The following is a 14174-nucleotide window of genomic DNA, read 5'->3' as shown; positions in this document are numbered from 1 at the left end:
CGTACCCATCACGCCCGGGTAACTTCCCGACCGCAAGAGCTTGCAGCAAGTTGCCGACGGGGTTTTCAACACCCCGCGGCAGCGCCCCCGTTCCCTGCCCGAGGCGCGTCGGGACGAGCGGGTCCCGTCGACGCCGCGGCCTCCCCGCCGCGGCCCTGCTCCGGAGAAGAGACGCATGCGACGTACTCCCTTCCGGCGGTTCGGACGCGCCCCGGCCGCGGCCGTGGCCGCGGCCTGCCTCCTCGGACTGCTCTCGGCCGTGCCTCCGGCCACGCCGACCGCCCCACCCGTGGCGCCCGTCGCGGCCACGGAGAACACCGCGACCGTCTTCTACTACACGAAGACGAAGAACTGGTCGGCCCCTTACCTGCATTACGCGCCCGACGGCGGCGCCTGGACCACCGTTCCCGGCGTCCGGATGGAGGCGGCCTGCACGGACTGGGTGAAGAAGACCGTCACCCTCGGCTCCGCCGAAGGGCTTCAGGCCACCTTCAACAACGGCAGCGGCACCTGGGACAACAACGGCGGCCGGAACTACGACCTCGGCACGGGAACGATCACGGTCAAGGACGGCGTGGTGGCCCACTCCGACCCCTGCGCCGCGGACCCCGGCGGGCCCGCCGAGCCCGGCCACCAGGCCACCGTCTACTACTCCACCGCCGCGCTCGGCTGGACCACCGCCAACCTCCACTACCAGCCGGCCGGAGGGGCCTGGACCACCGTCCCCGGCGTCGGCATGGAGGCCGCCTGCACCGGCTGGTGGCGACGGACGGTCGACCTGGGGGCGGCGACCACCATGAGCGCCGTCTTCAACAACGGCAACGGCGTCTGGGACAACAACAACAGCACGAACTACGCCCTGCCCGCCGGCACGACCACCGTCAAGGACCGGGTGGTCACCCGGGACGCCAAGGACCCGTGCGCCGTCGAGGCCCCGGACACCCAGGCGCCCACCGTGCCGACCGGGCTGAAGGCGAGCGCCGAGAACGTCTCGGCCGTGCTGACCTGGGAACCCTCCAGCGACGACAAGGGCGTGAAGACCTATCAGGTGACCCGCACCGGGGGCACCAAGGGCACGGTCGTCACCGATGTCGGCTCCACGGTCCTCTCCGACACCCACCTGGAGGAGCGGACCGTCTACACCTACACGGTCAAGGCCCTCGACGCCGCGGGCAACGCCTCCGCCGCCTCCGCGCCCGCCCAGGTGACCACCGGCGACGCGCCACCCGTGCCGGACACCGGCCGCCCGCTGGGCACCGACCCGCGCAAGGACCCGATCTACTTCGTCCTCACCGCACGCTTCGCGGACGGCGACCCGTCGAACAACCGCGGCGGCAGCCAGCACACGAAGTCGGGCAACGCAGCCAACGACGACCCCATGTTCCGGGGCGACTTCAAGGGCCTGGTGAAGAAGCTCGACTACATCAAGGCCCTCGGCTTCTCCGCCGTCTGGATCACCCCCGTGGTCCTCAACCGGTCCGACTACGACTACCACGGGTACCACGGCTACGACTTCTACCGGGTCGACGCCCGTCTGGAGTCCGCCGGAGCGTCCTACCAGGACCTGATCAACGCGGCCCACGCCAAGGGCATGAAGATCTACCAGGACGTCGTCTACAACCACTCCTCCCGCTGGGGCGCCAAGGGACTGTTCACCCCGAAGGTGTACGGCGTCCGGGACAGCCAGTGGAGCTGGTTCTACGACGAGCCCAACTCCTCCTTCGAGTACGACGGTCTGACCGTCGAGCCGAAGTCGGGGAAGTCGTACTACAACGGCGACCTGTGGTCGACGGCCGAGCCGTCCGGCAACACCTGCGTCAACTGGGGCGTCCCGACCCAGTACACCTCACCGGAGGGCTACCGGATCTACAACTGCCAGTGGCCCGGCCCCACGTCGGGGATGTTCCCGAAGTCGCTCTACCACGCCTGCTGGATCGGCAACTGGGAGGGAGAGGACTCCCGTTCCTGTTGGCTGCACGACGACCTCGCAGACTTCAACACCGAGTCCGCGCCCGTGCAGAACTATCTGATCGGCGCCTACAACAAGTACATCGACATGGGGGTCGACGGCTTCCGCGTCGACACCGCCGTCCACATCCCGCGCACCACCTGGAACCGTCCCTTCCTGCCCGCCATCCAGGAGCGCGTCACCCAGAGGTTCGGGGCGGAGGCGGCGAAGAACTTCTTCGTCTTCGGGGAGGTCGCCGCCTTCGTCAACGACAAGTGGAACCGCGGCTCGGTCAACCACTCGGCCCAGTTCTACACCTGGAAGGAACGCAAGGAGTACGCGCTCGACGACGCCAGGGCCGCCCTGGAGATGTACGACTACGAGCAGCAGCAGGGCACAGGGAACCAGCCCACCTCGAACAACGCGTTCCTCCAGGGAAACTCGTACCACGCCACCGACCACAGCAGGTTCTCGGGCATGAACGTCATCGACATGCGCATGCACATGAACTTCGGTGACGCCTCCAACGCCTTCCACAACGGCAAGGACTCCGACGACAGCTACAACGACGCCACGTACAACGTGGTCTACGTCGACAGCCACGACTACGGTCCCAACAAGGGCCATGAACGCTACGCCGGCGGCACGGACGCCTGGGCGGAGAACATGTCGCTGATGTGGACCTTCCGCGGCATCCCCACCCTCTACTACGGCTCCGAGATCGAGTTCCAGAAGGGCAAGAGGATCGACTGCGGGCCCACCTGCCCGCTGGCGACGACGGGACGTGCCTACTTCGGCGACCATCTCGCGGGCGAGGTGAAGGCCTCCGGCTTCTCCACGGTCGAGTCGGCGAGCGGCACGGTCGCCCAGACCCTCGCCCAGCCGCTGGTCCGGCACGTCCAGCGGCTGAACCAGATCCGCCGCGCGATCCCGGCCCTCCAGATGGGCCAGTACTCCACGGAGGGCGTCCAGGGCGACATGGCGTTCAAGCGCCGCTACACCAGCGGTACGACGGACAGCTTCGCCCTCGTCACCGTCTCGGGCGGCGCCACCTTCGGCTCCCTCCCCAACGGCACCTACACCGACGCCGTCACCGGTGATCAGCGGGTCGTCACCGACGGCACGCTGAACATCGCGGCACCCGGCAAGGGCAACCTGCGGGTGTACGTGCTGAACGGCCCCGGCCGGATCGGCGCAGCGGGACCGTATCTGAAGTAGCGGTCCCACGGGACTCGGCGGCCCCGCGGAAACGCACGGGGCCGCCGACTCTCGCGGTGTCAGGGGGCCGCCGCGACCCGCAGCAGTCTGAGGACGACGTCCGAGGGTGCGTCGATGCGGTAGCGGCGGCCCGTCCTCGACCACTGGTCGAGGACCCCGAGCAGTCCGGCATCGCAGAAGGTGACCCGCGCGGCGTCCAGGATCAGTCCGGTGACGCCCTCCGCGGCGGCGGAGGTGAGCATCGCCCGCAGCGGCGCGGCACTGTAGTGGTCGATCTCGCCTCTCAGCCGGACCAGCAGGGTCGTGGCGCCGACGTTCGTACAGGAGTGGACGACTATGTCGCAGGGCGCGCTGTCCGCGCCCTGGTCACAGACGTGGGGCTGAGGGAGTCCGGTCAGTATCGGCGCGGTGCTCGTGGTACTCACGTACCCATCAAGGCGGCTCGCCCCCGCGTACGCGAAAACGGCGCGCCGCCCCGTCACCCCGGCGAGCGCCGGTGATCCACTTCCGGGGGACACCCTCACCCGGACGAGTCGCGGGTCGGTGCCGGGGTACGGGGCTCACCGCACCGGGTGTCGGCGCCGCTCAGACCAGACCGCGCGCCTGCCGGAACCGGGCGAGACCGTCGGCGAGTTCGACGAGCGGCTCTGGTAGTCGTACCGGCCCCGTTCGCGGCCGGGCAGCTTCCACGGTTCGTGGACCAGCGGCCCCTCGACGCCTGCCAGCTCGGGCACCCAGCGCCGTACGTACGCTCCGTCGGGGTCGTACCTCAGACCCTGGCGCACGGGGTTGAGGACCCGGTCGGGCGGCTGTCGGTGCCGGCGCCTGCCGTCCACTGCCAGTTCAGCTGGTGCCTGCAGGTCGGCCTCGGCCTCCCGGCCCACGCGCCGGTGGTCGCCGCGGGGACGGTAGTCCTCGACGGCTGCCCTGGGGCGGGCGGCGAGTACCTGGTGGTGGAAGTCGCGCCGGCAGAGCTGTCGTACGAAGGCCTCGGCGCCCTCCCCTCCCCGGGAGCGTGCCCGGTGCACGACCTACGCCGCGGAGACCGCTCCGAAGCGGAGGTACGGCGAGAGGCGTGAGGTGGTGTCTCCCGCGAGGTCGTCGTTCCGCCGAGCGGAGCACGAGCCGGCCGCCCCGTGCCCGCAGCCCGGCGTCCAGGTCGCCGAGGCAGTCCGCGAGGAAGGCGAGCCGGTTCGGGGCCGCGAACCCCGCCCGGTCCACCGCCGGGTCCCGTACGAAGAGGGGGACGGTCGCGTTGCCCGAGCGGCGCGCGGCGCGCAGGGGCGGATGGTCGTGGAGCCGGAGGTCCGAGGTGAACAGGACGACCGAGACGGTCATGGGGCTTCTCCCGGCGGGGCGGGCTCGGTCGGCGCGGACCCGGACGAGGCGGTCGTGGCGGAGGCGGACGTGGTGGACGAGGCGGGAGGGGGCCCTGGGGTGGACGGTCTCCGTCGGAGCGCCCGGTCATCTGGTCTCGTCGGCGGGTCCGACGTGCTCGCCGGGTGTGGCCAGCTCCTCGACCGCGTCGGCGCCGACCACCGCGCCCGTCGACTTCTTGGCGCGCCGCAGTCGGCGTTCGAGCCATCCGGCGAAGGTGGTGAGGGCGAAGTTGAGGACCACGAAGATCACGGCGACCACGGTGAAGCTCGCGATGGTGTTGGCGCCGTAGTTCGCGCTCATCGGCCGGACCGAGGCGAGAAGTTCGGAGAAGCCGAGCATCGCGCCGCCGAGCGCGGTGTCCTTGACGATGACGACGAGCTGGCTGACCAGCGCCGGAAGCATCGCGGTGACCGACTGGGGCAGCAGGACGTTCGTCATGGTCTGCCCCTTGCGCATGCCGATCGCCTTGGCCGCGTCCGTCTGCCCGCTCGGCAGGGACAGGATGCCGGCGCGGACCACTTCGGCGAGCACGGAGGCGTTGTAGAGCACGAGACCGGTGACGACCGCGTACAGCGGACGGTTCTCAGGGCTGATGTCGGTGAACTCGGAGTACGCGGCGTTGGCGAAGAGCATGAGGATCAGGACGGGGATGGCGCGGAAGAACTCCACGACCGTCCCGGCGGCCGCTCGTGTCCAGCGGTGGTCGGAGAGCCGGGCGATACCGAAGAGCGCGCCGAGGGGCAGGGCGATGACCATGGCGAGCGCCGCGCCGATCAGGGTGTTCTCCAGGCCCGGGAGGATGTACGTCGTCCAGGCGCGGGAGTCGGTGAAGATCGGCGACCACTTGGCCCATTCGAGCTGGTTCTTCTCCTCCAGGCTCGCCATTACCCACCAGATCAGGGCGGCCAGGGCGAGCAGGAAGAGGGCGGTGTAGAGCAGGTTGCGCCGTCGGGCGCGCGGGCCGGGGACGTCGTACAGGACGGTGGGCCGCTCTTTCATCGCTTCACCGCCACCTTCTTGCTCAGCCAGCCGAGGAAGAGGCCGGTCGGGAGCGTGAGGCAGATGAAGCCGAGGGCGAAGATCGCCGAGATGAGGATGAGCTGTGCCTCGTTCTCGATCATCTCGCGCATCAGCAGGGCGGCTTCCGCGACGCCGATCGCGGCGGCGACGGTGGTGTTCTTGGTGAGCGCGATCAGCACGTTGGCGAGCGGGCCGACGACCGAGCGGAACGCCTGGGGCAGCACGATCAGACGCAGCACCTGGGGGAAGCCGAGGCCGATGGCGCGGGCCGCCTCCACCTGGCCGACGGGCACGGTGTTGATGCCGGATCTCAGCGCCTCGCAGACGAAGGCGGAGGTGTAGGCGATCAGTCCGAGCACGGCGAGCCGGAAGTTGATGGTGGTGAAGTCCTTGGCACCCATGCTGACCCCGAGGGTCTGGAAGAGGCCGAGCGAGGTGAAGACGATGATGACGGTGAGGGGGATGTTGCGGACGATGTTCACGTAGACGGTGCCGAAGCCCCGCATCAGGGGGACGGGGCTGACGCGCATGGCGGCCAGCAGCGTCCCCCAGATCAGGGAGCCGATCGCGGAGTAGACGGTGAGCTGCACCGTCACCCAGAAGGCTCCCAGCAGGTCGTACCCTTCGAGGAAGTCGAACACGTCGGCCTGCTCACTTGACGATGTCGCCGATCTTCGGCGGGGGCTCGTTCTTGTAGTTGGCCGGGCCGAAGTTCTTCTTCACGGCCTGCTCCCAGGAGCCGTCCGCCACCATCTTCTCGAGCGCGGTGTTGATCCTGTCCTTGAGTTCGCTGCCCTTCTGGACGCCGATGCCGTAGTTCTCGTTGCTCATCTTGAAGCCGGCGAGCTTGAACTTGCCCTTGAACTCGTCCTGCGCGGCGTAGCCGGCGAGGATCGAGTCGTCGGTGGTCAGGGCGTCGATCACGCCGTTCTCCAGGCCGGTCAGGCACTCCGAATATCCGCCGTACTCCTGGAGTTGGGCCTGCGGTGCCAGTTTCGTCTTGACGTTCTGCGCGGAGGTGGAGCCGGTGACCGAGCAGAGCTTCTTGTTGTTCAGGTCGGCGGGCTTGGTGATGGATTTGTCGTCCGACCGGATCAGGACGTCCTGGTGTGCCAGGAGGTACGGACCGGCGAAGTCGACCTTCTCGGCCCGTTCGTCGTTGATCGAGTACGAGGCCGCGATGAAGTCGACGTCGCCGCGCTGCAGCAGCGTCTCGCGGTCCGCGCTCTTCGCCTCCTTCCACTCGATGTCGCCGGGATCGTGGCCGAGTTCCTTGGCGATGTAGGTGGCCACGTCGACGTCGAAGCCGGTGTACGTGCCGTCGGGGGTCTTGAGTCCGATGCCGGGCTGGTCGAACTTGATGCCGACGGTGATCTTCTGGCTGTCGCCGCCGGATCCGCCACCGTCGTCGTCCCCGCAGCCAGCCGCGGAGAAGGAGAGAGCGAGGGCCGCGGCCGCGGCCACACCGGCCTTGGTGAGCTTGCGCGGGTTCATGTGATCACCCCTGGAGGCTGCTGTGCGTGGCGCCGCGGTTTCAGTGGTGCAGGATCTTGGACAGGAAGTCCTTGGCGCGGTCGCTGCTCGGGTTGCTGAAGAACTGGTCGGGCGTCGTCTCCTCCACGATCCGGCCGTCCGCCATGAAGACCACTCGGTTCGCGGCGGAGCGGGCGAAGCCCATCTCGTGGGTGACGACGACCATGGTCATGCCGTCACGGGCGAGTTGCTGCATGACTTCGAGGACTTCGTTGATCATCTCGGGGTCGAGCGCGGAGGTCGGCTCGTCGAAGAGCATCACCTTCGGATCCATGGCCAGGGCCCGGGCGATCGCCACGCGCTGTTGCTGACCGCCGGAGAGCTGGGCCGGGTACTTGTCGGCCTGCGAGCCGACGCCCACCCGGTCGAGCAGTTGCCGGGCGCGCTGTTCGGCGGTCTTCCTGTCCTTCTTGCGGACCTTGATCTGCCCGAGGGTGACGTTCTCGAGCACGGTCTTGTGCGCGAAGAGGTTGAACGACTGGAACACCATGCCGACGTCGGCGCGCAGGGCGGCGAGCTCGCGGCCCTCCGCGGGCAGCGGCTTGCCGTCGATGAAGATCTCGCCGGAGTCGACGGTCTCCAGCCGGTTGATGGCCCGGCAGAGGGTCGACTTCCCGCCGCCGGACGGGCCGATGACGACCACGACCTCGCCCCTGCCCACGGTCAGGTCGATGGACTGGAGCACATGGAGCGCACCGAAGTGCTTGTGGACGTCGCGCAGTACGACGAGCGCGTCGCCGTCCTCCCGGACGGGCATGGCACCCTCCTGGGTCACCGCCCCCGCTTTTTCGCTGTCTCCCCACGTTCATGCTCCGCCCTCCGTCCGGCCCGCGCACGCCGGAGCGCGGGCCGGCGACCGGCCACGCGACCGCCCGTCCGGCAGCCCGCGCGAAGCACCCGGCCCAATGAATGAAAACGATTATCATAATGCTAGGGTCGTGCCTCGCCCACCCTCCGCACCTCCCGTTGGGGCCTCCCTTGCGCCTGCCCGAAAACCCGCCGATACCGCGCCGCGCCGTGCTCGCGGCCCTCGCCGCCGGAACCGCAGCGACCCTGCTCACCGGCTGCTTCTCCGCCTCCGGGACCTCCGCGGAGGGCACCCGCGACGGGCGGTTGCGCGTCGCGATGATGCAGCCGCCGCGCTCGGGCCTCTCGCCGCTGTCGGACGACGCCTTCAAGCTGTCGCGCTGGTCCACCGCCGAGACGCTGGTCCGGCTCGACCGGGACGGCGACGCCGTCCCTGCGCTCGCCACCGGCTGGAAGCAGACCGACCGGACCTGGACGTTCACCCTCCGCAAGGGCGTCACCTTCCACGACGGCACCGCCCTCACCGCCCGGTCCGTCGTCACGTCGCTGACGGCCGCCACCGCCGCCTCCCCCAAGCCGCGCATCCTCGACGGCGTCGACCTCACCGTCCGGGCCACCGGTCCGCACACGGTCGCCGTCACCACGGGCACGGCGGATCCCCTCGTACCGCAGCGGCTCAGCTCGCCGCAGCTGTCCATCCTGGCCGCCAGGGCGTACCGCGGGAGGATCGTCAGCCCGGTCGGCGCCGGCACCGGCCCCTTCGAGCTCGTCAAGGTGTCCGGCACCGCATCGGCGACGCTGAACCGTTACGACGGGTACTGGGGCGGCAAGGCCAAGGCGACCGGCATCGACGTGACCTTCGTGCCCGACGGCACCGCACGGGCGGCCGCCCTGCGCAGCGGCGAGGCCGACATCGTCGAGGCCGTGCCGGTGTCGCAGGCCGCGCTGCTCGACCCGAAGCTGATCACCGAAGTGCCCATGCCGCGCACCAACACCCTCTATCTCAACACCGCGTCCGGCCCGTTCAAGGACGCGGGACTGCGCGCCGCGGCCCGCGAGGCGATCGACGCCGGGCAGATCGTCAAGGGCGTGTACGAGGGCAGGGCCGACGTCGCCGCGGGCCTGCTCGGCCCCGCGCTGCCCTGGGCGGCGAAGCTGCGGGGGAAGGTCACGCACCCGGCGGCCGGCGACCCGAAGGGCGCGCGGATCACCATCGGCACGTTCACCGACCGGGCCGAGCTTCCCGAAGTGGCCCAGGTGCTGCAGCAGCAGCTGCGGGCGGCCGGCTTCCAGGTCACCCTCGACGTCCGCGAGTACGCCAACATCGAGGCGGACGCCCTGGCCGGGAAGTTCGACGCCTTCATCCTCTCCCGGGCCACCGTCCTCGACTCCGGGGACCCGGCCGCGTACCTGTTCAGCGACTTCGCCGGCAGCGGCTCGTTCAACATCGCCCAGCTCGCCGACCCGGCCGTCGACCGGACGCTGACCACCGCCTCGGGGGCCGCGACGGGCGATGTACGGCGCCGGGACATCATGCGCGCGGAGGCCGCGGTGCTCGCCACCGACGCCGCCGTGCCGCTGCTGCACGAGCGCGTGATCCAGGGCGACGCGGCGAACGTGCGCGGCGCCGCGCACGACCCACGCGAGCGCGAGCTGGTCACGATCGACACCTTCGTCGAGTGAGGGCGACCCTCGCGAGGGCGGCCGGCCTGGTCGCCGTACTGACCGTGGCCGGGCTGCTGCCCTGGCTGTCCGGCAAGGATCCCGCCCTGAGTCTGCTGCGGGCGAGGTCGGCCGAACAGGAACCGACGCGGGAGGCGCTGGCCGCCATCCGCACGGACCTGGGGCTCGACGCGGGCCCGCTGGGCCTGCTGGGGCAGTGGGCCGGCGGTCTGCTCCGCGGCGACCTGGGGGTCTCCTGGGTGTCGGGGACGGACGTCCTGCCCTCGGTGACGGCCGGTCTGCAGGTGTCGCTGACCCTGATGGGCGCGGCCCTGACCGTCGCGCTGCTCGTGGGGGCGGCCCTCGCCGCGCCCGTGCTCGTACGGGGGCGGGGCACCACCGGGGCGGTCGCCGCCGTGCTCGCCGCCTTCCCGGAGTTCCTGCTCTCCCTCGGCCTGTTGATCGTGGCCGGGGTGGGGCTCGGCTGGTTCCCGACCTCCGGCTGGGCCTGGCCCCGGTACGTCGTCCTGCCCGCGCTCGCCCTCGGTGTTCCGGCGGGAGCGCTGCTCGGCCGGCTGGTCGCCGACGCGCTCCCCTCCGTCCTGGAGGAACGCTGGGTGGAGCTGTGGCGCGGTGCCGGTGTCGGGCGGGCCCGGGTCGCCGCGGCCGCCGTCCGTCGCGCACTGCCGCCGCTGGTACCGCAGTTCGGGATGGTGGTGGTCGGTCTGACCGGAGGCGCGGTCGCCGTCGAGACGGTGTTCGCGATACCGGGGCTCGGCCGTACGGCTCTGGGCGCGGCCAAGTCCCAGGACCTGCCGCTGCTCCAGGGAACGGTGCTCGCGCTGCTCGGGCTCGGGCTGCTGGTGGGCGCTCTGTGCGCCGCCGTACGCCGGGGACTGCTCGGCCCCGCCCTGCGCGACGCGGGCCTCACGCTGCCCGCCGCCCGCCCGGTACGGGTTCCCCCGGCCGTCCCGATCGCCCTCGGCGCGGTCCTCGTCGTGGTGATCGGCTGGGGCCTGCTGCGCGAGCCGTTCGCCGTCGACACCGCGCTGCGGCTCTCCGCCCCCTCGGCGGCACACCCGCTCGGCACCGACGCGCTGGGGCGGGACGTGCTGGCCCGGCTCGGACACGGCGCGGCCTCGACGGTCGGCACGGCCACGGCCGTGTGTCTGCTCGGGTACCTGATGGCGCTCGCCCTCGGCTTCCTGCCGAACCTGGCCTCCGGGCTGGCCGACATCGCCAACGCCGTCCCGCCCGTCCTCGCCGGCATCCTGGTCGCCGCCGCGACGGGCCCCGGCACCGGCGCCGCGGCCCTCGCCGTCGCCCTGGTCTCGTGGCCGCCGCTGGCGTCCCACGCCGCCGCCCTGGTCCAGGAGGTGCGCGCCTCCGGATTCCTCGCGGCCCAACGGGCGATGGGCGCGGGTCCGCTGTGGATCCTCGGCCGGCACGTCCTGCCGTCGGTGGCCGCCCCGGTCGCCCGGCACGCCGTCCTGCGGCTGCCCGGCATCGCGCTCGCCCTGGCCTCGCTCGGCTTCCTCGGGCTCGGCGCCCAGCCGCCGTCCCCCGAGTGGGGCCTGCTCCTGGACGAGTCCGCCGACTACGTCGAGCGGGCCCCGGTGGCCGCCCTCGCGCCCGCGGTCGCACTCGCGCTCCTCGCCGCGCTCGCGGTCTCCTTCTCGGCGGCCCCGAAGCGCCGCCGAACCGTACCCCTGCGACGAAGGGCGGCCCCCGTTGCGGTCTGACACTCTCCTCTCGGTGCGCGACCTGCGGGTCGGGTTCGACGGCGTGGACGTGGTCCGCGGTCTCTCCTTCGACGTCCTGGCCGGTGAAGTCCTCGCCCTGGTCGGCGAGTCGGGGGCGGGAAAGTCCCTGACCGCCCGCGCGCTGCTCGGCATGGTCCCGCGCGGGGCGACGGTCTCCGGCCGGGTGCTCCTGAACGGCTCCCCCATCACGCCGGCCGACTGGGGCCGTCGCGTCGCGCTGGTCCCCCAGGACGCGCTCTCCGCCCTCTCCCCCGTCCATCGCGTCGGCGATCAACTCGCGCTCGCGCTCAGGTCGGTGCGGGGCCTGACGGGGAAGGACGCCCGCCGCCGGGCCGAGGCGGCGCTGGAGGAGGTCGGCATCCCGGCGGTCAAGGCCCGCGCGTTCCCCCATGAGTTCTCGGGCGGCATGCGGCAACGAGCCGTGCTGGCCATGGCTCTGGTCAACGGTCCGGACCTGGTCGTCGCCGACGAGCCGACCACCGCGCTGGACCCGGAGACACAGGAGACGGTCCTCGCGCTGCTGCGGGAACGGTGCTCGGCGACGGGCGCCTCCCTGGTCCTGGTGACCCACGCTCTCGACGTCGTACGGGCGCACGCGGACCGCATGGCGGTCGTGTACGCGGGCGCCCTGGCCGAGTACGGACCGGTGGAACGGGTCCTCGCCCGGCCTCTCGCCCCGTACACGGCGGGCCTGCTCGCCTCGCTGCCCAGCGGTGACGCGGTACCGCGGACCCGGCTGTCCGTCCTCGCCGGCCGGCCGCCGGCCCCGGGCGAGCCGGCGGCGGGCTGCGCCTTCGCACCCCGCTGCGTCCACGCCACCGATCGCTGCCACGCCGAACGGCCCGCGCCGCGCCCCCTCGCCGGGCGTACGGTCGCCTGCCACCACGCCGTCCTGGAGACCGTATGAACCCGCTGCTCGATGTCCGCGACCTGGTCGTGCGGTACGGCGCGGCCACCGCCGTCGACGGTGTCTCCTTCCAGGTGCGCGCGGGCGAGACGGTCGGGCTCGTCGGACCGTCCGGCTGCGGGAAGTCGTCCACCGTGGCCGCCGTCCTGCAGCTGCGCCGGCCGCACGGCGGCGAGGTCCGGTTCGACGGTCTGGAGCTCACGGCGCTGAGCGGGCGGAGGCTTCGCGCGGTCCGCCCGCGTCTGCAGCCCGTCTTCCAGGACCCCTACGGTTCGCTCAGCCCGCACAGGCGCGTCCGGGAGCAGATCGCCGAGCCCCTGCGGGTCCAGGGGCGCTGGTCGCGGTCGGCCGGGCCCGACCGGGTCGCCGAACTCCTCGACATGGTCGGTCTGGCCCCCGCCCTCGGGGAGCGGCTCCCCCACGAGCTGTCCGGTGGCCAGTGCCAGCGCGCCGGGATCGCCCGCGCCCTCGCGAGCACGCCCGAGCTCCTCGTCCTGGACGAGCCGGTCTCGGCCCTGGACCCGTCCTTGCGGGCGGGCGTCCTCAACCTCCTCCTCGATCTCCAGGACCGGCTCGGCCTCGGCTACCTCTTCGTCTCCCACGACATGGCCGCGGTCCGGCACCTGAGCGACCGTGTGCTCACCATGCGGAACGGAAAGCTCGTCACATGACCCCGCTGGCCAGGCTGCTGATCGTCAGTCAGTTCGCCTTCAACGTCGGCTTCTTCGCCGTACTCCCCTATCTCGCCGACCACCTGGGCGGCGCCCTCGGTCTCGGCGGCTGGCTGGTCGGGCTCGTCCTGGGTCTGCGCACCTTCAGTCAGCAGGGCATGTTCGTCGTCGGCGGTGCGCTGACCGACCGCTACGGCGCCCGGCCGGTCGTCCTGACCGGATGCGCGCTGCGCGTGACCGGCTTCGTCTGGCTGGCCTTCGCCACCTCCACGGCCGCGGTGATCGGTGCCGTGGTCCTGGTCGGTTTCGCCGCGGCCCTCTTCTCGCCCGCCGTGGAGACCGAGATCGCGCGCGAGGCGGTCCGCGTCGAGGGCGACGGCGGCCCCGCCCGCACACGCGTCCTCGCCCTGTTCTCGGCGGGCGGGCAGGCCGGGGCGCTGCTCGGCCCACTCCTGGGCGCGCTGCTGCTGTACGGGACGGGCGACGGGGCCGCGGGAGGGCACTTCCGGGCCGCGTGTCTGGCCGGGGCGGCCGTCTTCGTCCTCGTCCTCGCTGGGCACGCGCGCCTGATGCCCCGCACGAAGCCCGGCGTGCGGGAGCTGAGCACCCCGTGGGGGCCGTTGGTGCGCGACCGCCGGTTCCTCGGCCTCGCCCTCGCGTACTCCGCCTACCTGCTCGCGTACAACCAGCTCTATCTCGCGCTGTCGGCCGAGCTGGACCGCGCCACCGGTTCGCAGCGGGCGCTCGGCTGGCTCTTCGCCCTGTCGTCGGCCCTGGTCGTGGTCGGCCAGGTCCCGTTGGAGCGGTGGGTGGCGGCGCGGCTTTCCTGGCCGGACACGATCCGCTGCGGCCTGGCCGTGATCGCCGTCTCGTTCGTGGCGGTCGGCGCCCTGCTCCCGGTGGGGGGTCTGTGGCCCGCGCTCGCCTTCACGGTGCTGCTCACCGTCGGCCAGATGCTGGTGGTCCCCGCGGCGCGGGCGTGCGTCCCGGAACTCGCGGGCGCCGACCGCCTGGGGCTGTTCACCGGCGCCCTCTCCTCCGTGTCCGGCCTGGTCGTCCTCGCGGGCGCCGCCCCCGCCGGCGCTCTCCTGGAACGACCCGGCCCCGTCCCCTGGCTGCTCCTTGCCGCGGTGCCGCTCCTGGCCGTGCTGCTCGTGCCACGGGGGATGATCGGTGGCGGCCGGGCTGCTGCCGAAGGCAAGGGCAGCGGCAGGCCGGCGACGGCCGGCAGCGCGAGCTGATCCCCGGGACGCGGCGGGGCCGTC

The 14174-nt window shown here is 71.9% G+C and carries 11 protein-coding genes and 1 pseudogene; 6 read left to right on the top strand and 6 right to left on the bottom strand.

Annotated elements, in window-relative coordinates; translation table 11 throughout:
- Nucleotides 1-175: 175 nt before the first annotated feature.
- On the top strand, nt 176-3166 hold the full coding sequence (locus J7E93_RS05045; protein ID WP_215066020.1) for a carbohydrate binding domain-containing protein: 2991 nt from the start codon (nt 176-178) through the stop codon (nt 3164-3166).
- A gap of 59 nt (nt 3167-3225) precedes the next feature.
- Here the strand turns inward: J7E93_RS05045 and J7E93_RS37965 are convergent, their stop codons facing one another.
- From J7E93_RS37965 to J7E93_RS05015, 6 genes and pseudogenes are all read right to left on the bottom strand, one after another.
- Nucleotides 3226-3591 carry an STAS domain-containing protein gene (locus J7E93_RS37965; RefSeq protein ID WP_215066019.1) on the bottom strand — a complete coding sequence of 122 codons (366 nt, stop codon included), beginning with the start codon at nt 3589-3591 and terminating at the stop codon, nt 3226-3228.
- A 160-nt stretch (nt 3592-3751) separates the two neighbouring features.
- Nucleotides 3752-4504: pseudogene (locus tag J7E93_RS05035) on the bottom strand (FAD-binding domain-containing protein).
- 126 nt (nt 4505-4630) lie between these two features.
- Nucleotides 4631-5545 carry an amino acid ABC transporter permease gene (locus tag J7E93_RS05030; protein ID WP_215066018.1) on the bottom strand — a complete coding sequence of 305 codons (915 nt, stop codon included), beginning with the start codon at nt 5543-5545 and terminating at the stop codon, nt 4631-4633.
- Nucleotides 5542-6207 carry an amino acid ABC transporter permease gene (locus J7E93_RS05025; RefSeq protein WP_215066017.1) on the bottom strand — a complete coding sequence of 222 codons (666 nt, stop codon included), beginning with the start codon at nt 6205-6207 and terminating at the stop codon, nt 5542-5544. The genes J7E93_RS05030 and J7E93_RS05025 overlap by 4 nt, the downstream gene beginning before the upstream one ends.
- 10 nt (nt 6208-6217) lie before the next feature.
- On the bottom strand, nt 6218-7060 hold the full coding sequence (locus J7E93_RS05020) for a glutamate ABC transporter substrate-binding protein (RefSeq protein ID WP_215066016.1): 843 nt from the start codon (nt 7058-7060) through the stop codon (nt 6218-6220).
- A gap of 40 nt (nt 7061-7100) precedes the next feature.
- Nucleotides 7101-7856 carry an amino acid ABC transporter ATP-binding protein gene (locus tag J7E93_RS05015; protein WP_215066015.1) on the bottom strand — a complete coding sequence of 252 codons (756 nt, stop codon included), beginning with the start codon at nt 7854-7856 and terminating at the stop codon, nt 7101-7103.
- Between the two features lie 170 nt (nt 7857-8026).
- Here J7E93_RS05015 and J7E93_RS05010 point away from each other — a divergent pair, with 170 nt between their 5' ends.
- From J7E93_RS05010 to J7E93_RS04990, 5 genes are read left to right on the top strand one after another with little or no spacing between them, the layout of a single operon-like run.
- A complete protein-coding gene (locus J7E93_RS05010; RefSeq protein ID WP_215066014.1) occupies nt 8027-9589 on the top strand; it encodes an ABC transporter substrate-binding protein in 1563 nt (520 codons plus the stop codon).
- On the top strand, nt 9586-11310 hold the full coding sequence (locus J7E93_RS05005; RefSeq protein ID WP_215066013.1) for an ABC transporter permease subunit: 1725 nt from the start codon (nt 9586-9588) through the stop codon (nt 11308-11310). The genes J7E93_RS05010 and J7E93_RS05005 overlap by 4 nt, the downstream gene beginning before the upstream one ends.
- A 13-nt stretch (nt 11311-11323) precedes the next feature.
- Complete coding sequence (locus J7E93_RS05000) at nt 11324-12238, top strand: ABC transporter ATP-binding protein (protein WP_308367801.1); 915 nt, start codon at nt 11324-11326, stop codon at nt 12236-12238.
- On the top strand, nt 12235-12909 hold the full coding sequence (locus J7E93_RS04995; RefSeq protein ID WP_215066011.1) for a dipeptide/oligopeptide/nickel ABC transporter ATP-binding protein: 675 nt from the start codon (nt 12235-12237) through the stop codon (nt 12907-12909). Before J7E93_RS05000 ends, J7E93_RS04995 begins: the two co-directional genes overlap by 4 nt.
- Nucleotides 12906-14150 carry an MFS transporter gene (locus tag J7E93_RS04990; RefSeq protein ID WP_215066010.1) on the top strand — a complete coding sequence of 415 codons (1245 nt, stop codon included), beginning with the start codon at nt 12906-12908 and terminating at the stop codon, nt 14148-14150. The genes J7E93_RS04995 and J7E93_RS04990 overlap by 4 nt, the downstream gene beginning before the upstream one ends.
- The last annotated feature ends 24 nt before the right edge of the window (nt 14151-14174 follow it).

The organism is Streptomyces sp. ISL-36 (genome assembly GCF_018614205.1).
Classification (GTDB): domain Bacteria; phylum Actinomycetota; class Actinomycetes; order Streptomycetales; family Streptomycetaceae; genus Streptomyces.
This window is presented reverse-complemented; position numbering and strand designations above follow the sequence as displayed.

Coding starts and splice junctions, on each gene's coding strand:
- J7E93_RS05045 (WP_215066020.1), top strand. CDS start 176: ATGCGACGTACTCCCTTCCGGCGGTTCGGACGCGCCCCGGCCGCGGCC.
- J7E93_RS04990 (WP_215066010.1), top strand. CDS start 12,906: ATGACCCCGCTGGCCAGGCTGCTGATCGTCAGTCAGTTCGCCTTCAAC.
- J7E93_RS05015 (WP_215066015.1), bottom strand. CDS start 7,856: ATGCCCGTCCGGGAGGACGGCGACGCGCTCGTCGTACTGCGCGACGTC.
- J7E93_RS05010 (WP_215066014.1), top strand. CDS start 8,027: ATGCTAGGGTCGTGCCTCGCCCACCCTCCGCACCTCCCGTTGGGGCCT.
- J7E93_RS05020 (WP_215066016.1), bottom strand. CDS start 7,060: ATGAACCCGCGCAAGCTCACCAAGGCCGGTGTGGCCGCGGCCGCGGCC.
- J7E93_RS05030 (WP_215066018.1), bottom strand. CDS start 5,545: ATGAAAGAGCGGCCCACCGTCCTGTACGACGTCCCCGGCCCGCGCGCC.
- J7E93_RS04995 (WP_215066011.1), top strand. CDS start 12,235: ATGAACCCGCTGCTCGATGTCCGCGACCTGGTCGTGCGGTACGGCGCG.